Here is a 17,837-nt window from a genome sequence, read left to right as displayed (position 1 = left end):
ACGCAATAGCTGTCCGCGACCTGCGGAAACTCGGACGCCAGAAAGGCGTTCAGCGCGTCGGCGTCCATCACGATGTCCATACTTTCCCCCTGCCCGTTCGCCCCCTACGCTTCCGGCAAAGCGAGGAGAGTTCAAGATGCAAGACCTGGTCTTACGCAACGACACCGGTCATGTCGCGCGGCTGACACTGAATGCGCCCGACAGGTTCAACGTCCTGTCGCTTGGGATGATCGACGCGGTGGCGGACGCGTTCCGGCAGATCGAGACCGACGATGCGATCCGCGCCGTGATCCTGTCGGCGGCCGGAAAAGCCTTTTGCGTCGGCCACGATCTGCGACAGATGCAGGCGGCGCGTGACGACGATGACGCCGGGCGCGCCAGCTTTGACATCCTGTTCGACCGCTGCGCCGGCATGATGCAGATGATTCCCGCCCTGCCCCAGCCTGTCATCGCCCAGGTTCAGGGCGTCGCCACCGCCGCGGGATGCCAGCTGGTCGCCGCCTGCGATCTGGCGCTCGCGGCCAAGGGGGCCAGGTTCGGCGTCAACGGCGTGGATATCGGGCTGTTCTGTTCGACGCCGATGGTGGCGCTCAGCCGCGCGATCGCACCGCGCGCGGCGTTCGAGATGCTGGTCACGGGCGATTTCATCGACGCCGACCGCGCCTGTCAGCTTGGGTTGGTCAATCGCGTGGTTCCGGCGACGGATCTGGCCGACCAGGCGATGCAGCTTGCGCAGCAGATCGCCCGCAAGCTGCCGCAGGCGGTGCGGATGGGCAAGCGCGCCTTTTACGAACAGTTGGGCCTTGACCTGCCCGACGCCTATCGCAGCGCCAGCGGCGCGATCTGCGAGAATCTGATGCTGCCGGAAACGGATGAAGGCATCGCGGCATTTCTGGAAAAGCGCCAGCCGTCATGGGCCGGCAAGGACTAGCGGTTCAGCCGCGCGACGACGGCCCCCACGATCTTCCGGATCAATGCCCGTCGTGCTGCACCTTGCCGCCGCCATGCCCATTTTCCGGCATCCGTGCATTGTCCACCACAATGTCGATCCGGCGTGTGCCGCAATCGCCGAAATCCAGCGTCATCGCCACGCTGTCGCCGTCTTCCCAGGGCGAGGTCAGCCCCATGAACATGATGTGATCGCCGCCGCGGGTCAGCGCGTGGCTGCCCTGGGCGGGGATGGCGAAACCGTCTTCGGCCTCTGCCATCTTCATCACGCCATCGACCTCGTGATGGACATGCAGCCCGACCTGTTCGGCCATGTCCGAGCTTGCGCCGACCAGCCGGCAGTCCACATCGCCGGTATTTTCCAGCACCATGAACGCAGCCCCGGTCACCGGGTTCGCGCTGCGGGCATAGGCATCGCGGATCTCGACCCCTTGGGCTGTCGCGGCCGCGGGTATCAGCGCCGCCATGACGGCCATGATCGCCTTGTTCATCCTCAGGGTTCCTTCTTTTCGGTCCGGATCAGCCCGGCAAACCCGATGCCGCAGCGGTCGGGCGCAGATTGGCGCAAATGCCGGGCGTCTTCCAGCGGCCATTCTGTCGCAGCGGATCGGGCAATGACCTATGCACCCCCGAACGCGAAAACCCCGCCGGGGCGGGGCAAGACGCGGCGCATGGGCCGGGGGTCAGGCCTGCAGTTCCGCCGGGCCTTCCTTTTTCGCGATCTCGCGCTTGATCTTCAGCGCGCGGTCCGACAGGTCGGCATCCTTCGCCTTGATCAGAAACTCGTCCAGACCGCCCCGGTGATCGACCGAGCGCAGGGCAGCCGCCGAAATCCGCAGGGAATAGCTGCGGCCCATCTTTTCCGACGTCAGCGTGACATCGTTCAGGTTCGGCAGGAACCGGCGACGGCTCCGGTTGTTGGCGTGGCTGACATTGTTGCCGGTCATCGGACCTTTGCCGGTCAGTTCGCAGACGCGCGACATGGTGTTTATCCTTCGTCTCAGCTTAACGGGCGTTCCCGGCAGATGGGTCCGACCGAATTGACAAGGGCGCCGCGAGGCAGCGCCCGGAATTCCGTTCGCGGGTGATTACAGCGGCGGACATGGCGCGTCAACCGCAATCATCCGCAAAAACCCGCGCCACAGCAGACGGCGCGGCCACGCACCCGCCTGATCACGCATAGGCGCGTTCCGCCTGGATCAGCTTTTCCTTGCGCCACAGCCCGCCAGCATAGCCGCTCAACCGGCCATCTGCGCCGATCACCCGGTGACAGGGCACGACCAGCGCAAGCCGGTTCGTGGCGTTGGCGCGCGCCACGGCCCGAATCGCCGTCGGCCGGCCGATCTGCGCGGCAAGTTCGGCATAGCTGCGCGTCTGCCCCGCCGGGATCGCTTGCAGCTCCTGCCAGACACGGCGCTGGAAATCGGTCCCATACATCCGCACCGGCACCGAAAACCGCGGCTGCCGGCCGGCGAAATAGGCGGCAAGCTCTGCCTCGATCCGGTCGGTGATGGCGCTGCGGCCCAACCCGATGCGGCCGCCCACCATCGCCGACAGCTTGCGCAACCCTTCTGCCAGCGCCTTGCGATCCACGAATTCCAGCAGGTGCAGGGCGTCGTCGTCCGCAATCGCGATCATTCCGCCAAGCGGCGTGTCGATCCAGTCGGCGCGCAGATCGGCCTTGTGGCGCAGATGATGCGGTGCGTGTCCGAACAGGCGCTGAAACGCGCTGCGAAACCCCGAGGCCGAATCGAACCCCGCATCCAGTTGGGCGTCGATCACGGCGGCCCCCTTTCTCAGTGTCTGCACCCCGCCCCGCAGCCGCGCATCGCGCGCCATCTGCAAGAAACTTTGTCCGAAATGCCGCCGGAACGCCCGGCGCACCGTCGAGGGATGAAGCCCCATCGCGACCAGGTCCGCCTCGGACCAGCGCCGCATCGGATCGTCGCGCAGGGCGGCGGTCAGCCGGGTCACGGTCCTGTCTCCCTCGGCCGTGGCGCCCACCGGCCAGCAGCGGCGGCAGGGACGGAACCCGGCCCGCTGCGCCTCGGCCGGGTCGGCGAACCAGCGGCAGTTTTCGGGGCGCGGCTTGCGGGCAGGGCAGGTCAGCCGGCAGAAGATGCCGGTCGTGGTGACGCCGACCCAGGCGCGCCCCTCATAGGTCGGGTCGCGTTGCAGCAGGGCCGCATACAGCGTGTCGGGGGCGGGCAGATCCAGCATGGCGCATTCCTTCGTCATGCGTCCTGTCTAACCGATTCGCGCCGGAACCGGGGCGCGAAAACGGGCGTCTATTTCCGCTTGGCCGCCAGATGGTCCAGCATCCGCGCGGCCGCAGCACCGGGCGTCATCCGTCCCGCAGCCACCGCATCGCCCAGATCCTGCACCTGCGCCTTCGCATCCGGCGCGTCCAGCTGCGCCAGCACCCCGGCGCGAAGCTCGGCCAGAAACCAGTGCCGCGCCTGCGCCGCGCGATTGGCGTCGAAATGGCTTTCCGCGCGGCGCCATTCGGCCAGCGCTGTCATCTGGTCCCATGCGTTGTCCAGCCCCTCGCCGGTCGCGGCCGACACGGGCAGCGCCTTGGGAAACCCCTTGGGGTCCTGCGGACGCTTGCGCAACAGGCGCAGCGCGCCGGAATAATCCGACACCGTGCGGCGCGCGGCGGACAGCAGATCGCCATCGGCCTTGTTCACCAGGATCAGATCGGCCATTTCCATGATCCCGCGCTTGACGCCCTGCAACTCATCGCCGCCTGCCGGCGCCAGCAGCAGCACGAACACGTCGGACATGTCGGCCACCAGCGTTTCGGACTGGCCCACGCCGACCGTCTCGATCAGCACCACGTCATAACCTGCGGCCTCGCACAGCCGCACCGCCTCGCGCGTGCGCCGGGCGACGCCGCCCAGTTCCGCGCTGGACGGGCTGGGCCGGATGAAGGCGTCGGGATTGCGCGACAGATGCTCCATCCGGGTCTTGTCGCCAAGGATCGAGCCGCCCGACCGGGCCGAGGACGGATCGACCGCCAGCACCGCGACCTTCATCCCCTTCGCGGTCAGCATCGTGCCGAACGCCTCGATGAAGGTCGATTTGCCCACGCCCGGCGTCCCCGACAGCCCGATGCGCAGCGCCTGACGATCCGGCAGCCGCGACAGCAGAGAGATTGCGCGTTCACGGTGGTCGGCCCGCGTCGATTCGATCAGCGTGATCGCGCGCGACAGGGCGCGGCGGTCCCCCTGCATCAAAGGTTCAAGCAGATCGTCCATGCGGCCCCTTCGGAAACGGGGACCGACCGCCCCCTCCCCTCCGTGGATATTGCCACCTGCCCGAAATGCCAAGCCTTGGACCCCGGCCACGGGCGCGATGCTTGTCAGGGGTTTCGCCAAGGCCTAGATGTCATGGATCGTTTCTGAAGGAAATGTCCCATGCGGCGCCGTCTGTTCTGCCTTGCATCGACCAGTGCTGCGGCTTTCGCCCTTCCCGCCGTCCGGGCGGTGGGCGGTGCCGCATCCGCCGGCACGATCGGGCCTGATCGCGTGGACTGGACCCGGACGCCGGTGCGCCTGCTGATGGTGGAATCCCCCGCCTGCGTCTATTGCCAGGCATGGCATCGCAGGATTGGGCCGGGCTATGCCGCATCGGCCGCCGGGCGGGCCGCGCCGCTGATGCGGACCGATATCGACGGGCCGTGGCCGGACGGTGTCGCGCTGGCCCGGCGGCCCCGGATCACGCCGACCTTCATCCTGCTGGACCACGGCAGGGAACTTGCCCGGCTTGAGGGGTATACTGGCGACAATTCGTTCTATCCGCTGATCGGCCGGATGCTGGCGCAGGGGGCGCGATGACACGCCCCGGCCCCGCAACCGACGACGAACCGCGTCCTGCACCGCCCGATACGCCCGACGGCGGCCAGATTTCCGCCGCCGACATGATGGACCGCGCGACCGAGGCGGCCGCCTTCATGAAGGCGCTGGCGCATGAGGGACGGATGATGATCCTGTGCCACCTGTCGGACGGCGAAAAGACCGTGTCCGAACTGGAACAGCTTCTGGGTCAGCGTCAGGCCGCGGTCAGCCAGCAGCTGGCCCGGCTGCGGGCCGAGGGGTTGGTCTCGTGCCGCCGCGACGGCAAGGCGCGGCAATATTCGGTGTCGGACCCGCGCGCAGCCGAGGTGGTGGGGCTGATGTATCGCCTGTTCTGCGCCGGCTAGCGACCCTCGGCATGTCCCGCTTTACCCGATAATTCGGCGCGGCGGGCAAGGCCGGGCTTTTGCTTGGCGTCGGGTTGGGCTAGTCGTTTCGCCAGTTCAATCTGTAACGGTGCCCGCCATGCATGACATCCGTGCCATCCGCGAAAATCCCGACGAGTTCGATGCCGCGCTGACGCGGCGCGGCGGCGATGCGATGTCGGCGCAGGTTCTGGCGCTGGATGCCGAACGCCGGGCGATGATCGCCGCGGCCGAAACCGCGCAGGCCGAACAGAACCGGGCCAGCAAGGATGCGGGCGCGGCCAAGGGGCGTGGCGACGACGCCGAATTCCAGCGGTTGCGCCAGCTTGTCACCGAAAAGAAAACCGACATCGCGCGCATGCAGGCCGAAGCCGCGCTGCTGGACGACCGCCTGCGCGATCTGCTGATGCAGATCCCCAACTTGCCGCTGGACAGCGTGCCCGAAGGCCGGGACGAGGATGACAATGTCGAACTGAAGCGGTGGGGCACGCCCGCGACCTTCGATTTCACCCCCGTCGAACATTTCGAGATCGCGGGCGTCCGGCCCGGCATGGATTTCGAAACCGCCGCCAGATTGTCGGGCAGCCGGTTCGTGCTGCTGAAGGGGGCGGTTGCCCGCCTGCATCGCGCGCTGGCGCAGTTCATGCTTGATCTTCACATCACCCGCCACGGTCTTGAAGAGACGTGGACGCCGGTTCTGGTGCTGGAGGCGATGATGCTGGGCACCGGGCAGTTGCCGAAATTCGGCGAGGACAGCTATCAGACCCGCGAGGGGCACTGGCTGATCCCTACCTCCGAGGTGACGCTGACCAACACCGTCCACGGCGAACTGGTCGAACAGGCCAGCCTGCCCCGCCGGCTGGTCGCCCACAGCCAGTGTTTCCGGTCCGAAGCCGGCAGCGCCGGGCGCGACACGACCGGCATGCTGCGCCAGCACCAGTTCGAAAAGGTCGAGATGGTGTCGATCACCGATGCCGACAGCGGGGTGGACGAACATGCGCGCATGACCGGCTGCGCCGAGGCCGTTCTTCAGGCGCTGGATCTGCCCTATCGCACCGTCGTGCTGTGCACCGGCGACATGGGTTTCGGCGCCCGCATCACCCACGATATCGAGGTGTGGCTGCCCGGGCAGCACCGCTATCGCGAGATCAGCAGCATCAGCTATTGCGGCGATTTCCAGGCGCGGCGGATGAACGCCCGCTATCGCCCCGAAGGCGGCGGCAAGCCGGAATTCGTCCACACGCTGAACGGATCGGGACTGGCGGTCGGGCGGACGCTGATCGCGGTGCTGGAAAACGGCCAGCAGCAGGATGGATCGGTTCGCCTGCCCGCCGTGCTTGCGCCCTATCTGGGCGGGGCCGCGCGCCTGACCGCGGACGGAAAGCTGGACTGAACCGGCCCGGTTCGCGCGCAGCACAGAAAGACAGAAACCGGGGGCCGCGCCAAGACGTTCGGTCTGCATGTTCGGGTTGGCCAGGATCGTGCAGCTTGTGGCGGCGGCGGCGTTTGTCGTCGGCGGTCTGGTATTGGCCTTTCGCCCCCGCCCGGTGCCGCGTCTCAGCCAGCTTGACGGCATCGACGGGCCGCTGTTCTCGCTGTCGCTTGGATTTGACGATCCGTCCCGAGCGCTGCTGATCCCCCAGCTTTACGTCCGGCCCGAAAATCCGGTGATGTGGGCGCTGTTGCTGGCCGTGTTCGCGGCGGTGGCGGGCGATGCCATCGCCAGATCGGGCGCGGCGCCGAAAGCCCGGCACATGCGGGCATGGCCGTATCTGTCCATCGCGCTGCTGGCCGGCGCCGTCGGGCCGTGGCTGCTGAAGCCGGTGCCGATGGCGGCGGCGGGTCTGCTGCTGGTCGGCGCGGTCGCGGCCACGGGGGCGGCGATCCGCACGACCGGACAGCGGCGCGGCGCGATCGGCTTTCTGGCGGGCTGGATGACGGGCGTCGCCTCGGCGGCGGTGGCGGCCGAGCTGGGCCGGTATGGCGGCTTCTCGGCCGGGCAGACCGCGGTGCTGGCGATCCTGCCGGCCGCGATCATCGGCATGGCGGTGCAGGTGCGGCTGGCCCGCTCATTCGCGTATTCCGCCGCGCTGATCTGGGCGTTCTGCGCGCTGGCGATCACCACCATGGCCAGCGCGCCGGCCACGGCGCTTGCCGCCACGCTTGGCATCGCCGCGATGACCGCCGTGCTGATCCGCGCCGCCAGCTAAGTCAGCCTTTCGGGCGTTGCCTGGTCTTGTGCTTGGACAGCGCGCCCGACTGGCTGATCTTGGTGGCCTTGTGGCGATAGGGGTTGTCGCCGCCCTGGTCGCGGAAGAACAGCCGGATCGGCGTGCCCGGCATGTCGAAATCCTCGCGCAGCCCGTTGACCAGATAGCGTTGATAGCTGTCGGGCAGCTTGTCGGTATGGGTCGCCTTGACGATGAAGGCGGGCGGGCGCGTCTTGACCTGCGTCATATAGCGCAGCCTGATCCGCCGCCCCCCCGGCGCGGGCGGAGGGTGGCTTTCGGTCATCGCCTCAAGCCAGCGGTTCAGCCGGGCGGTCGAGACGCGCCGGTTCCAGACCTCGTGCGCCTTCAGGATCGCCGCGTGCAGACGGTCCAGCCCCTTTCCCGTCCGCGCCGAGACGGTGACCAGCGGCGCCCCCTTCAACTGCGGCAGCAGTTTTTCGAAACTGGCGCGCAATTCGTTCAGCTTGTGCGGCTTGTCGTCTTCCAGATCCCATTTGTTCGCCGCCACGACCACCGCCCGACCCTCGGTCTCGGCGAAATCGGCGATGCGCAGATCCTGCTGCTCGAACGGAATGGCCACGTCCAGCAGCACCACCACGACCTCGGCAAAGCGGACGGCGCGCAGCCCGTCGGCCACGGACAGCTTTTCGACCTTGTCCGTCACCTTGGCGCGCTTGCGCATGCCCGCCGTGTCGAAGATCCGCATCGGCGTGCCCATGAAGTTCGTCGTCACCGAGATGGAATCGCGGGTGATCCCGGCCTCGGGGCCGGTCAGCAGACGTTCCTCGCCCAGGATCTTGTTGATCAGCGTCGATTTGCCGGCATTCGGCCGCCCGATCACCGCAAGTTGCAGCGGCCGCGCCTCGGACGGGCGCCATTCCTCGGCCCCTTCGCCGGTTTCGGCATCCTCTTCCGACAGATCGACATCGGTCGCGGCCTCGATCGGTTGGGGCCGTTCCTCCTCGACCCGGTCGGCCAGCGGTGCAAGGACGCGATACAGATCGTCCAGCCCCTCGCCATGTTCGGCCGAGATGCGCAGCGGCTCGCCCAGCCCCAGGGCATAGGCTTCCATCGCGCCAGCCTCGCCCGCGCGACCCTCGGATTTGTTGGCGGCCACGATCACATGCCGCGCGCGCCTGCGCAGGATGTCGGCGAAATATTCGTCCGCGGCGGTCACGCCCACGCGCGCGTCGATCACGAACAGGCAGATATCGGCCTCGTCCACGGCGCGTTCGGTCAGCCGCCGCATCCTGCCCTGCAAACTGTCGTCATCGACCATTTCCAGACCGGCGCTGTCGATCACCACGAAACGCAGATCGCCCAGACGCCCCGCCCCCTCGCGCAGGTCGCGGGTCACGCCGGGCTGATCGTCGACCAGCGCCAGACGCTTGCCCACAAGCCGGTTGAACAGGGTCGATTTGCCGACATTGGGGCGACCGACGATGGCGAGGGTGAAACTCATCTGAAAGCGTGCAACTGGCCGCTGCGCGACACGACAAACAGGGTCTGGTTCGCCACGACCGGGGCCGAGGCCGCGCCGCCGGGGATCGCCCCCTGCCCGACCAGCCGTCCCGAGGCCGGATCGAAGGCCCGCAGCACCCCGTCGGACGAGGCGACGAACAGCCGCCCGCCGGCCAGAACCGGGCCGTAATGGGCATGGATGCGATCCTGTTTCCTGACCCTGCGATCGGTGAAATAGGGCAGGTCGATGCGCCAGATCACGCCCCCCGTCGCCGCATCCAGCCGGATCAGCTGTGCCTGATCGTTGACCGCGAACACCGATCCGCCGGCCACGACGACCGGGCTGTTGGCGCCGTCGGTGGCGGACCAGTCCTCGATGCCAGAATTCATCTCGACCGCGTTGATCCGCCCCGACGAGGTGCCGCCATAGACCCGCCCGACCGAGATCACCGGATCGCCGGTCACGTCGCGCACCCACGCAATCGCCCGCCCGCTGCGGCTGCCCGCCAGTTGCGCGGTCCATTGCGTCGCGCCGCTTTCGGTGTCCGCCGCCAGAAGCTGGCCGGAGGAAAACGGGAAGACGACCGTATTGCCCTGCACCGCCGGGACCGACACGCCCATCACGCCGGAGGACGACGGCGTTCCCGATGTCTGCCACATGACCCGTCCATCGGCGGCGCGGACCGCCCAGCCGACATTGTTGCGCGCCACGACGAACACCGTGCCGCCCGACACTGCCGGGCCGCCGCCGATGGGCGCGTCCACGCGCTGTCGCCACAGCACCCCGCCCGAAGCCGCATCCAGCGCCACCAGTTCGCCAAAGCCGGTGGTGACGAAGACCCGCCCGCCTTCGAACGCCAGCCCGCCGCCCGAGGCGCTGTTGGCGCTTTCCAGCGGCGGGGTGATGTCGGCGCTCCAGGCGGTGCGGCCCGACAGCGTCGTGGCGGTGACGCGGGCGCGGCTGTCCAGGGTAAAGACCAGCCCGCCGGCCACGACCGGATCGGCGGCGATCCGGTGACGGCGGTCGTTGCCCTGACCGATATCGCTGCTCCAGATCCGGGTCGTGCCGGCGCCCAGGGCCACGTGCCCCGGCTGATGGGCCGCGTTTCCGGCACGGTGCGTCCAGTCGCCGTTCACGCGCGGCGCGGCCAGCGACAGCACGGTGGAACTGACCGGCGCCGCGCCTTCGACCGCCGGCCCGTCGGGCGAGGTCACGGCAAGCGGGTCCAGCCGCGGGCCGGGCAGGATCACATCGCGATCGCCGCAGGCCGACAGGCTCAGCGCGGCCGCCAGGGCCATGGTCAGTCGCAGCGTGACGCTCATCCTCGCCTCTCCCTCGTCTGTCGTCATTGGCCGGTTCGATCAGCCGGCTTGCATGGTTTCCGTCGGGTCCGGCTCGACCCCCAGGGCGATCATCATCTCGGACAGGCGGCGACGCAAGGCTTCGCTGAGACCGTCCTTCTGCTGGATCTGACGGATCAGCGTGATCGCGTCTTCCGTGCGCCCCGCCCCGACCAGCGCAATCGCCTTCTGTTCCAGCGCCAGCAATTCGAACGGCGCGCCCGCACGCGAGATCCGCGTCAGGATCGCGTCGCGTTCCGACGGGTCCATCTGCGCGCCGCGCAGCATCACCAGTTTCAGTTGCGCCAGATCCTGCAGAACCGTGTCCTGCGCGTCGGCCTGCGCGATGTTGCGCAGCGTGTCGCCGGCGGCATCGACGCCGCCGCTGTCCACCCATCCGGCCGCCGCCAGCAGCCCCGCCAGCGTCCGCCGTCCCGGCGCGCCCTGGGGATCGACCTTCAGCACCGCCGCCGGGTCGCCCGACGCCTTGGCCATCAGGATCGCATCGCCCCATTGCTGCGCCGCGGCCTGCTGGCGCGCCTGGCTGTATTCGCGCCAGCTGACGCCCGCCACCACCAGCAGGATCAGCGCCAGCGCGACCCAGCCATAGCGGCGAAACAGCGCAAACAGCCTGTCGCGCCGAAGATCCTCGGTCACCTCGTCGATGAAGCTGTCATTCTGGTTGGCCATCGCCGCATTCCGCAGTTCTTTCGTCGCCCGCCCTCTTATACCGGGCAAGCCGGGATTGCCAATGCCATGAACGGGTTGCCCGACAGCAGAAAGCCTGCCGGACGGTCGGTCCGGCAGGCTTGCGGTGTGGGGATCGCGCGCGACTTACATGCGCGACGCGACGTTTTCCCAGTTCACCAGATTGTCGAGGAAGTTCGACAGGTATTTCGGGCGCGCATTGCGGAAATCGATGTAATAGCTGTGTTCCCACACATCGCAGCCCAACAGCGCGGTCTGGCCGAAGCACAGCGGGTTCACCCCGTTCTCGGTCGAGGTGATCTCAAGCCCGCCATCGGCACCCTTGACCAGCCAGGCCCAGCCCGACCCGAACTGCCCGCCGCCCTTGGCCGCAAACTGTTTCTTGAACTCATCGACCGAACCGAAACTGTCGGTCAGCGCCTTTTCCAGCTCGGACGGGATCGAACCCGATTTCGGGGTCATCATCTCCCAGAACTGGCTGTGGTTCCAATGCTGGCTGGCGTTGTTGAAAATGCCGTTCTGCGCCACGGCACCCTTCTGGTAGGTGCCCTTGACGATATCCTCAAGCGACTTGCCTTCCCATTCGGTGCCGGAAACAAGTTCGTTCAGTTTCTCGACATAGGCGTTGTGGTGCTTGTCGTGGTGGTATTCCAGCGTCTCCTTGGACATGCCGGACCCGGCCAAAGCGTCATGCGCATAGGGAAGATCGGGAAGGGTGAAAGCCATTTTCCTCTCCTTTCTGAAAGGGTTGAACGCGCGGTCGGCCCAAAGCGTCCCGCATTCGCCGGGTCAACGCAAGGGGCGATGGCAGGTTCCTGCATGCGCGGAAAAAGCCCTTTTGCGCCAGCCGCCCGCCCCTGCCGGACCGGCAGGGCGCGCGACAACCTTAGCGCGGCTCCAGTCCGCTGCCCGGAATCGCCGCGTTCCTCAGGATCAGCGTCAGATAGTCGGCGGTCGAGCGGAAACCGATCAGACGAAACCCGTCCGCGATGCGCCAGATCGCCACCGCCGTCTGCGCCGCCCGCGTCCGCCGCAAACCGTCCGCGCCGATGGCGTCCAGATCGGCGGGGCACAGCTTGGCGATCACCTCGCCCGCCCCTGCGCCGGTGACGTCCAGCATGACCCGCGCGTCCGAGACATCGACGACCAGCGCATGTTCGCCGGTCAGCGCCTGTTCCAGTGCCGCGATCGCCTCGGGCAGATCCGGCAGCGGCACGATCAGCAGCAATTCATCGGGCGACATCCAACCCAGACAGCGGCGGCCATCGGTGACGATCCTCGTGCGGGCGGGAATGGCAAGCCCCGCAGCCTCGGCGATGGCATCGCCCGCGCGGTCCAGATCGGCGCGGATCGTCACCATTCCCATTCCGCCCACGCGGCTCACCCTTGCAAGCGCCTCAGCCATTCTGCCGCGCCCCTTCCCTGTCGTAGAAGACCGGATCGCAGATCCGCCCCTTCAGCACCTCGCCCGAGGGCATGGGAAATTCCAGCACCTGCCCCATCCGGTCCGGCCCGTGCCGCACCAGCGCCATCGCGATGGGCCGCCCCAGCGTCGGCGAATGATAGCTGGAGGTGACGCGCCCCTGCGTCCTGCGCTGACCGTTGGCATTGGTGCCCGAATCCACCGCAAGCGCGCCATCGGGGATCAGCCGCCCGTCGACGCTGTCCAGTCCGACCAGTTGCCAGCGGGACCGATCCTTCATGAAGCTGCGCATCTGGGCGCGCTTGCCGATATAGTCGGTCTTTTTCTTGCTGATCGCCCAGCCAAGGCCCAGATCCTGCGGGATGATCGTGCCGTCGGTCTCATCGCCGATCATGATGAACCCTTTTTCCGCGCGCATCACGTGCATGGCCTCGGTGCCATAGGCGACGATATCCAGATCGCGGCCCGCCTCGTGCAGCTTTTCCCACAGTTCCAGACCGCGCCCGGCGGGCACCGCGACCTCGAAGCTCAGCTCGCCCGAAAAGCTGATCCGGAAGACGCGGGCGGGGATGCCGGCGATGTCGCCTTGGGTCCACTGCATGAACGACAGCGCCTGCGCCGACAGATCGACGCTGCCCGGCAGCCGTTCCAGCAGATCGCGCGCCTTCGGGCCGGCAATGGCGATCTGGGCGAATTGTTCGGTCAGGTTGACGGTATGGACCTGCCAGTCCCACCATTCGCATTGCAGCCAGTCTTCCATGTGGCCGTTGACACGCTCCGCCCCGCCGGTCGTGGTGTGGCACAGCCAGGCATCGTCCGACAGCCGCGCGACCACGCCGTCATCCATCAAAAACCCGTTCTCGTTGCACATCAGGCCATAGCGGCATTTGCCGACCGGCAGCGTGGACATCATGTTGGTATACATCATGTCAAGGAAACGCCCCGCATCCGGCCCCTTGACCAGGATCTTGCCCAGGGTCGAGGCGTCCAGCGTCCCGACCGAGCCGCGCACGGCCAGGATTTCGCGGCTGACCGCCGCCTGCCGATCCTCGTCCCCGCGCGGATAGCAATAGGGGCGACGCCACTGGACGACGGGTTCCCACGATGCGCCGTGACGTTCGTGCCAATCATGCATCGGCGATTTGCGCAGGGGCTGGAACGCGTCGCCGCGCGCCTCGGCCGCGATGGTGGCCAGCGTCAGCGGCGCATAGGGCGGGCGGAAGGTCGTGGTGCCGGTCTGCGGGATCGGCTGTTTCAGCGCGTCGGACAGCACGGCCAGCCCGTTGATATTGCTGATCTTGCCCTGATCGGAGGCCATCCCCAGCGTGGTGTATCGCTTGGTGTGTTCAACGCTGGCGTAACCTTCGCGCGCGGCCAGTTGCACATCGGTCACCTTCACATCGTTCTGGAAATCCAGCCACATTTTGGCCCGCAGCCTGTAGGGCGCGTGGCGTGGCATGCACCAGACCGGCATCGTCGCATCCTCGGCCCGTTCCAGATCGCCCGCGCAGCGCAGATCGCCGTTTGCGGCGCCCACGGCGGTGACATTGCCCTGCCCGGCGGCACCCACAGGCGGGCGGTCCGGGTCGGGGCGGAACATCGCCCGATCCTCGTCCCAGATCAGCTTGCCGCCGCAATGGCTGTAAAGATGAACGACCGGCGACCAGCCGCCCGACATCGCGACCACGTCGCAATCGATGCTGCCGGTGGGCTTGCCTGCCCCGTTCTGGCCGCAGATCGTCACCGATTCGACATGGCGGCTGCCATTCACCTTGGCGATGGCGGTGCCGGTCAGGACGGTGATGTTCTGCGCCCGCGCCGCCTGCGGCAGATCGCCATCGGCGCGGTCGCGCGCCTCCAGCACGGTGACGTCCAGCCCGGCATCCTGCGCGATCAGCGCGGTGCGATAGGCATCGTCGTTATTGGTGACGACCACGATCCGCTGACCGGGTGCGACGCCGTAATCGACGATGAAATCGCGCACGGCCGAGGCCAGCATGACCCCCGGCACATCGTTGCAGGCAAAAGCCAGCGGACGTTCCAGCGCCCCGGTCGCGGTGACGACGTGGCCCGCGCGGATGCGCCACAGCCGCTGGCGCGGCAGGGCGCGGGCCGGTTCGTGATCGGCCAGCGTCTCGCGCGCCAGAAGATAGCCGTGATCGTAAAGCCCGGTCGCCATCGTGTTGCGGCGCAGCGTGACGTTGTCGCGCGCCCGCAGATCGTCCAGCAGCGCCGCGATCGCGGCCTCGCCGCCCTTGTGATCGACCGGGCTGCGCCCGCCCCAGACGGGGTTCTGTTCCAGAACCAGCACCCGTCCGCCCTGCTCGGCCGCCTCGCGCGCCGCCGTCAGCCCGGCGATGCCGCCGCCGACCACGACCGTACCAACATGCGCGTAAGCCTGTTCATAGCGATCCGGATCGGGATCGACCGGCGCGCGGCCCAGCCCGGCGCTGCGCCGGATGATCGGCTCGAACAGATGTTTCCAGAACGGGCGCGGATGGATGAAGGTCTTGTAGTAGAAGCCGGCGGGAAACATCGGCGACAGCCAGTTGTTGACCGCGCCGATATCGGCATCCAGCGACGGCCAGCAATTCTGGCTGTGCAAGACCATCCCCGGCACCAGCGCGGTGGTCGTGGCCCTCTGGTTCGGCTCGAACCGGCCGCCCTGGCCCAGCCCGAACAGGGCGTTGGGTTCCTCGGTGCCGGATGCGACCGGGCCGCGCGGGCGGTGATACTTGAACGACCGTCCCATCATCATCTGCCCGCAGGCCAGCATCGCCGAGGCCAGCGTATCGCCCTGCACCCCGCGCAGGGACCGGCCGTCAAAGCGGAACGGGATCTGGAAGGCGCGGTCGATCAGGCGGCCGCCACGGGCCAGGCGGAAAGGGGGGGTGCGGCTCATGCGGGGTCGCTTTCCTGTGGCTGCCAGTCGGGGTGGACCTTGCGGATCCTGTCCACGATGTCCTGCGGCGGGGTGCGGCTCTGGGCAAAATAGGTGCCATAGACCTGCATCGTGACGGTGTCGCGCGCGGCCAGAAACCACTTGCCGCAGCCATAGGCGTGCCGCCAGCGTTCCAGATGCACGCCCTTGGGGTTGCGGCGGGCGAACATGTAATCCTCGAACGCGTCGTCCGATCCGGCGGGGCCGATGCGGGTCAGATGCGCCTCTCCGCCCGGATGAAGCTCGGTTTCCTCGGCGTTCAGCCCGCAATACGGACAGGTCAGGATCAGCATTCAGGCATCCTTGGGCGGAAGGTCAGAGACATGGGCACACGCCATCAGGGCCAGCCGGCGGCGGACGGACCCGTCGGACAGCGCGGGTTCGGACAGCCAGACATAGCCCGGTTTCGGACGCCCGGCCAGCGACATGGATCCTGTATCCGGCAGCGCCAGCGCATCGTCCTGCGCCGCCACACCCACCCGAAACATCGCGCGGCCGGTCCGCGCCGCCGCCAGCATGTGCCCGCGCAGAAGAAAGCACCAGCCGCCGAACATGGGCTTACCGTCCAGATCGCCGGCGGCCGCGACCAAATCCGCGAAATCCTGCGCCATCCGCGCCTCCAGCGCGGGATCGCGGGTCATGTCCGGCCCTTCGCGCAGGCAAGGACCGGGGACATCGCCCCCGGTCCGGCCGGCATCGCGCACGGGCCGGACATGCCGGTCCGCGCGAGTGCTGTCAGGGTTCTAGTTGGCGGCCGGTTCGGCCTCGCCCTCGACAGGCGCGGGATCGACCGGTTCGGTATCGGCCGGGGTTTCATCCACAACGGCATCGTCCACCGGCGCCACATCCACCTGATCGTCCGCCGGGGCATCGGGCGCGGTATCGACGGTGACGGTGGTGTCGCCGTCTGCGGGCACGACGGCATCGCCTGCGGTGTCCACATCGTCGCCCGCCATGAAGAAGAACAGCAATGCGACGACCACGACGACCGCACCGACGATGAAATACAGGGCGTTGTTGTTGTTGCGCTCAGCCATGATTGTTCCTTTCGCTCAGAAGCTTGCTGGCAACCCAATGCCCATCTGCGACGATCCGTTCCGAAATGGTCGATCATGCGGCGAAACCCTGCCTAATGCGCGACGCCGGCGGCGACCGATTCGTCGATGAACCGCCCCTCGCGGAACCGGTTCAGCCCGAATGGCTGGGCCAGCGGGCCGGGACGGTCGTTGGCCAGCAGATCGGCCATCGCCCAGCCCGACCCCGGAATCGCCTTGAACCCGCCGGTGCCCCAGCCGCAATTGACATAGATTCCGCCGACCGGAGTGGCCGACAGGATGGGCGATCGGTCGCCGGTCATGTCCACGATCCCGCCCCATTGCCGCAGCATCTTGAGACGCGAGATCATCGGAAACGTCTCGACCAGGGCGCGCACCGTCTCTTCGATGTGATGCCACGATCCGCGTTGGGTGAAATTGTTGAAGCCGTCGGTGCCGCCGCCGATCACCATCTCGCCCTTGTCGGATTGCGACATGTAGCCGTGGACGGTGTTGGCCATCACGACCACGTCCATGCACGGCTTGATCGGTTCGCTGACCAGCGCCTGCAACGCGACACTTTCGATCGGCAGGCGGAACCCGGCCATCTGCGCCAGCTGCGACGAATGGCCGGCCACGATCAGCGCCAGCCTGTCGCAGCCGATCCGGCCCTTCGAGGTGGTGACGGCCCGGACCTGCCCGCCCTCGGTCTCGATGCCCTGCACCTCGCAGTTCTGGATGATGTGCATGCCCATATCCGAACAGGCGCGCGCATAGCCCCACGCAACCGCATCGTGGCGCGCCGTGCCGCCGCGTGCCTGATACAGCCCGCCCAGCACCGGATAGCGCGGCCCGTCCAGATTGATGATCGGCACCAGTTCCTTCAGCCGCTGCGGCTCGATCCACTCGGTCGCGACGCCTTGCAGATGGTTGGCATAGGCGGTGCGCTTGTAGCCGCGAACCTCGGGCTCGGTCTGCGCCAGCATGATCAGTCCGCGCGGGCTGAACATCACGTTATAGTTCAGGTCCTGCGACAGCGTTTCATACAGCGACAGCGACTGGTCATAGATCGCCGCCGACGGGTCCTGCAGATAGTTGCTGCGGATGATCGTGGTGTTGCGTCCGGTATTGCCGCCGCCCAGCCAGCCCTTTTCGATCACGGCGATGTCGGTGATGCCGAAATTCCGGCCCAGATAATACGCGGTCGCCAGACCGTGCCCGCCCGCGCCCACGATCACGATCCGGTATCGGTCGCGCGGCTGCGGGCTGGCCCATGCGCGGCCCCAGCCCTGATGCTGGCGAAACGCCTCGCGCGCGATGGCAAAGACGGAATAGCGGCCGGAACGCGTCGCAGTCGGCATCGGAGAACCCCTGGCAGAATTTGCGCCACAATGGCCCCGGCGCGACCCGCACTCAAGACGTGTTGCGGCAGATCGCGCCGGAATCCGACATGGGCACGCGATCCGGGGCGTGACCGTCTGACGCGGCCCGGCGAACGCGCGATGAATTCTTCGTCAGCGCAAGGCAG

20 protein-coding genes (1 of these 20 cut by a window edge) are annotated in these 17,837 nt (G+C 67.6%); 5 read left to right on the top strand and 15 right to left on the bottom strand.

Features of this window, described 5'->3' with window-relative positions; all coding sequences use genetic code 11:
* A protein-coding gene (locus tag JHW45_RS03560) for a PaaI family thioesterase (protein WP_272859586.1) crosses the window boundary here: on the bottom strand, window positions 1-80 show its start. It extends 373 nt beyond the left edge of the window; only the first 80 of its 453 coding nucleotides appear in the window; its start codon is at window positions 78-80; its stop codon lies off the left edge, out of view.
* Window positions 81-136: 56 nt separating this feature from the next.
* Here JHW45_RS03560 and JHW45_RS03555 point away from each other — a divergent pair, with 56 nt between their 5' ends.
* Window positions 137-931, top strand: a complete 795-nt coding sequence (locus JHW45_RS03555; protein WP_272859585.1) for an enoyl-CoA hydratase — start codon at window positions 137-139, stop codon at window positions 929-931.
* Window positions 932-971: 40 nt separating this feature from the next.
* Here the strand turns inward: JHW45_RS03555 and JHW45_RS03550 are convergent, their stop codons facing one another.
* The 4 genes from JHW45_RS03550 to meaB form a co-directional block, all read right to left on the bottom strand.
* Window positions 972-1,439, bottom strand: a complete 468-nt coding sequence (locus JHW45_RS03550; protein ID WP_272859584.1) for a copper chaperone PCu(A)C — start codon at window positions 1,437-1,439, stop codon at window positions 972-974.
* A 192-nt stretch (window positions 1,440-1,631) separates the two neighbouring features.
* On the bottom strand, window positions 1,632-1,931 hold the full coding sequence (gene rpmB / locus JHW45_RS03545) for a 50S ribosomal protein L28 (RefSeq protein WP_272859583.1): 300 nt from the start codon (window positions 1,929-1,931) through the stop codon (window positions 1,632-1,634).
* A gap of 190 nt (window positions 1,932-2,121) precedes the next feature.
* The gene (locus JHW45_RS03540) at window positions 2,122-3,168 is read right to left on the bottom strand and encodes a bifunctional transcriptional activator/DNA repair enzyme AdaA (protein ID WP_272859582.1); all 1,047 of its coding nucleotides are present in this window, start codon (window positions 3,166-3,168) and stop codon (window positions 2,122-2,124) included.
* Window positions 3,169-3,236: 68 nt separating this feature from the next.
* On the bottom strand, window positions 3,237-4,208 hold the full coding sequence (gene meaB, locus JHW45_RS03535) for a methylmalonyl Co-A mutase-associated GTPase MeaB (protein WP_272859581.1): 972 nt from the start codon (window positions 4,206-4,208) through the stop codon (window positions 3,237-3,239).
* A 159-nt stretch (window positions 4,209-4,367) separates the two neighbouring features.
* On the opposite strand from meaB, the gene JHW45_RS03530 reads away from it, so the two are divergent.
* The 4 genes from JHW45_RS03530 to JHW45_RS03515 all read left to right on the top strand — a co-directional run bounded on the left by JHW45_RS03530 (window position 4,368) and on the right by JHW45_RS03515 (window position 7,380).
* The gene (locus JHW45_RS03530; RefSeq protein WP_272859580.1) at window positions 4,368-4,787 is read left to right on the top strand and encodes a thioredoxin domain-containing protein; all 420 of its coding nucleotides are present in this window, start codon (window positions 4,368-4,370) and stop codon (window positions 4,785-4,787) included.
* Window positions 4,784-5,152, top strand: a complete 369-nt coding sequence (locus JHW45_RS03525) for an ArsR/SmtB family transcription factor (RefSeq protein WP_419181828.1) — start codon at window positions 4,784-4,786, stop codon at window positions 5,150-5,152. Before JHW45_RS03530 ends, JHW45_RS03525 begins: the two co-directional genes overlap by 4 nt.
* Before the next feature lie 118 nt (window positions 5,153-5,270).
* Window positions 5,271-6,563 carry a serine--tRNA ligase gene (serS, locus tag JHW45_RS03520; RefSeq protein WP_272859579.1) on the top strand — a complete coding sequence of 431 codons (1,293 nt, stop codon included), beginning with the start codon at window positions 5,271-5,273 and terminating at the stop codon, window positions 6,561-6,563.
* 67 nt (window positions 6,564-6,630) lie between these two features.
* Window positions 6,631-7,380: a hypothetical protein gene (locus JHW45_RS03515; RefSeq protein WP_272859578.1), complete on the top strand. Its 750-nt coding sequence runs from the start codon at window positions 6,631-6,633 to the stop codon at window positions 7,378-7,380.
* Between the two features lies 1 nt (window position 7,381).
* Here JHW45_RS03515 and der read toward each other — a convergent pair whose 3' ends face one another.
* From der to JHW45_RS03465, 10 genes are all read right to left on the bottom strand, one after another.
* Entirely contained in the window at window positions 7,382-8,863 is a 1,482-nt protein-coding gene (gene der, locus JHW45_RS03510) for a ribosome biogenesis GTPase Der (protein WP_272859577.1), read from the bottom strand.
* Window positions 8,860-10,185 carry an outer membrane protein assembly factor BamB family protein gene (locus JHW45_RS03505; protein ID WP_272859576.1) on the bottom strand — a complete coding sequence of 442 codons (1,326 nt, stop codon included), beginning with the start codon at window positions 10,183-10,185 and terminating at the stop codon, window positions 8,860-8,862. Before JHW45_RS03505 ends, der begins: the two co-directional genes overlap by 4 nt.
* A gap of 39 nt (window positions 10,186-10,224) precedes the next feature.
* Window positions 10,225-10,893, bottom strand: coding sequence for a hypothetical protein (locus JHW45_RS03500; RefSeq protein WP_272859575.1), 669 nt, complete (start codon window positions 10,891-10,893; stop codon window positions 10,225-10,227).
* Window positions 10,894-11,037: 144 nt separating this feature from the next.
* Window positions 11,038-11,637, bottom strand: a complete 600-nt coding sequence (locus JHW45_RS03495) for a superoxide dismutase (RefSeq protein ID WP_272859574.1) — start codon at window positions 11,635-11,637, stop codon at window positions 11,038-11,040.
* A 160-nt stretch (window positions 11,638-11,797) separates the two neighbouring features.
* Window positions 11,798-12,316, bottom strand: coding sequence for a sarcosine oxidase subunit gamma (locus JHW45_RS03490; RefSeq protein WP_272859573.1), 519 nt, complete (start codon window positions 12,314-12,316; stop codon window positions 11,798-11,800).
* On the bottom strand, window positions 12,309-15,236 hold the full coding sequence (locus tag JHW45_RS03485; RefSeq protein ID WP_272859572.1) for a sarcosine oxidase subunit alpha family protein: 2,928 nt from the start codon (window positions 15,234-15,236) through the stop codon (window positions 12,309-12,311). The genes JHW45_RS03490 and JHW45_RS03485 overlap by 8 nt, the downstream gene beginning before the upstream one ends.
* Window positions 15,233-15,568, bottom strand: coding sequence for a sarcosine oxidase subunit delta (locus JHW45_RS03480; RefSeq protein WP_272859571.1), 336 nt, complete (start codon window positions 15,566-15,568; stop codon window positions 15,233-15,235). Before JHW45_RS03480 ends, JHW45_RS03485 begins: the two co-directional genes overlap by 4 nt.
* Complete coding sequence (locus JHW45_RS03475; protein WP_272859570.1) at window positions 15,569-15,916, bottom strand: TfoX/Sxy family protein; 348 nt, start codon at window positions 15,914-15,916, stop codon at window positions 15,569-15,571.
* Between the two features lie 102 nt (window positions 15,917-16,018).
* Window positions 16,019-16,312, bottom strand: coding sequence for a hypothetical protein (locus JHW45_RS03470; RefSeq protein WP_272859569.1), 294 nt, complete (start codon window positions 16,310-16,312; stop codon window positions 16,019-16,021).
* A gap of 92 nt (window positions 16,313-16,404) precedes the next feature.
* Window positions 16,405-17,670, bottom strand: coding sequence for a sarcosine oxidase subunit beta family protein (locus tag JHW45_RS03465; RefSeq protein ID WP_272859568.1), 1,266 nt, complete (start codon window positions 17,668-17,670; stop codon window positions 16,405-16,407).
* Window positions 17,671-17,837: the final 167 nt, after the last annotated feature.

The organism is Paracoccus stylophorae (assembly GCF_028553765.1).
Classification (GTDB): domain Bacteria; phylum Pseudomonadota; class Alphaproteobacteria; order Rhodobacterales; family Rhodobacteraceae; genus Paracoccus; species Paracoccus stylophorae.
Note: the sequence above shows the minus strand (reverse complement) of the source record. Positions and strands in the feature narration are given on the sequence as shown.

Excerpts from the sequence above, each read along its gene's own strand:
- JHW45_RS03555 (WP_272859585.1), top strand. The coding sequence starts at position 137 with ATGCAAGACCTGGTCTTACGCAACGACACCGGTCATGTCGCGCGGCTG.
- JHW45_RS03550 (WP_272859584.1), bottom strand. The coding sequence starts at position 1,439 with ATGAACAAGGCGATCATGGCCGTCATGGCGGCGCTGATACCCGCGGCC.
- rpmB (WP_272859583.1), bottom strand. The coding sequence starts at position 1,931 with ATGTCGCGCGTCTGCGAACTGACCGGCAAAGGTCCGATGACCGGCAAC.
- JHW45_RS03540 (WP_272859582.1), bottom strand. The coding sequence starts at position 3,168 with ATGCTGGATCTGCCCGCCCCCGACACGCTGTATGCGGCCCTGCTGCAA.
- meaB (WP_272859581.1), bottom strand. The coding sequence starts at position 4,208 with ATGGACGATCTGCTTGAACCTTTGATGCAGGGGGACCGCCGCGCCCTG.
- JHW45_RS03530 (WP_272859580.1), top strand. The coding sequence starts at position 4,368 with ATGCGGCGCCGTCTGTTCTGCCTTGCATCGACCAGTGCTGCGGCTTTC.
- JHW45_RS03525 (WP_419181828.1), top strand. The coding sequence starts at position 4,784 with ATGACACGCCCCGGCCCCGCAACCGACGACGAACCGCGTCCTGCACCG.
- serS (WP_272859579.1), top strand. The coding sequence starts at position 5,271 with ATGCATGACATCCGTGCCATCCGCGAAAATCCCGACGAGTTCGATGCC.
- JHW45_RS03515 (WP_272859578.1), top strand. The coding sequence starts at position 6,631 with ATGTTCGGGTTGGCCAGGATCGTGCAGCTTGTGGCGGCGGCGGCGTTT.
- der (WP_272859577.1), bottom strand. The coding sequence starts at position 8,863 with ATGAGTTTCACCCTCGCCATCGTCGGTCGCCCCAATGTCGGCAAATCG.
- JHW45_RS03505 (WP_272859576.1), bottom strand. The coding sequence starts at position 10,185 with ATGAGCGTCACGCTGCGACTGACCATGGCCCTGGCGGCCGCGCTGAGC.
- JHW45_RS03500 (WP_272859575.1), bottom strand. The coding sequence starts at position 10,893 with ATGGCCAACCAGAATGACAGCTTCATCGACGAGGTGACCGAGGATCTT.
- JHW45_RS03495 (WP_272859574.1), bottom strand. The coding sequence starts at position 11,637 with ATGGCTTTCACCCTTCCCGATCTTCCCTATGCGCATGACGCTTTGGCC.
- JHW45_RS03490 (WP_272859573.1), bottom strand. The coding sequence starts at position 12,316 with ATGGCTGAGGCGCTTGCAAGGGTGAGCCGCGTGGGCGGAATGGGAATG.
- JHW45_RS03485 (WP_272859572.1), bottom strand. The coding sequence starts at position 15,236 with ATGAGCCGCACCCCCCCTTTCCGCCTGGCCCGTGGCGGCCGCCTGATC.
- JHW45_RS03480 (WP_272859571.1), bottom strand. The coding sequence starts at position 15,568 with ATGCTGATCCTGACCTGTCCGTATTGCGGGCTGAACGCCGAGGAAACC.
- JHW45_RS03475 (WP_272859570.1), bottom strand. The coding sequence starts at position 15,916 with ATGACCCGCGATCCCGCGCTGGAGGCGCGGATGGCGCAGGATTTCGCG.
- JHW45_RS03470 (WP_272859569.1), bottom strand. The coding sequence starts at position 16,312 with ATGGCTGAGCGCAACAACAACAACGCCCTGTATTTCATCGTCGGTGCG.
- JHW45_RS03465 (WP_272859568.1), bottom strand. The coding sequence starts at position 17,670 with ATGCCGACTGCGACGCGTTCCGGCCGCTATTCCGTCTTTGCCATCGCG.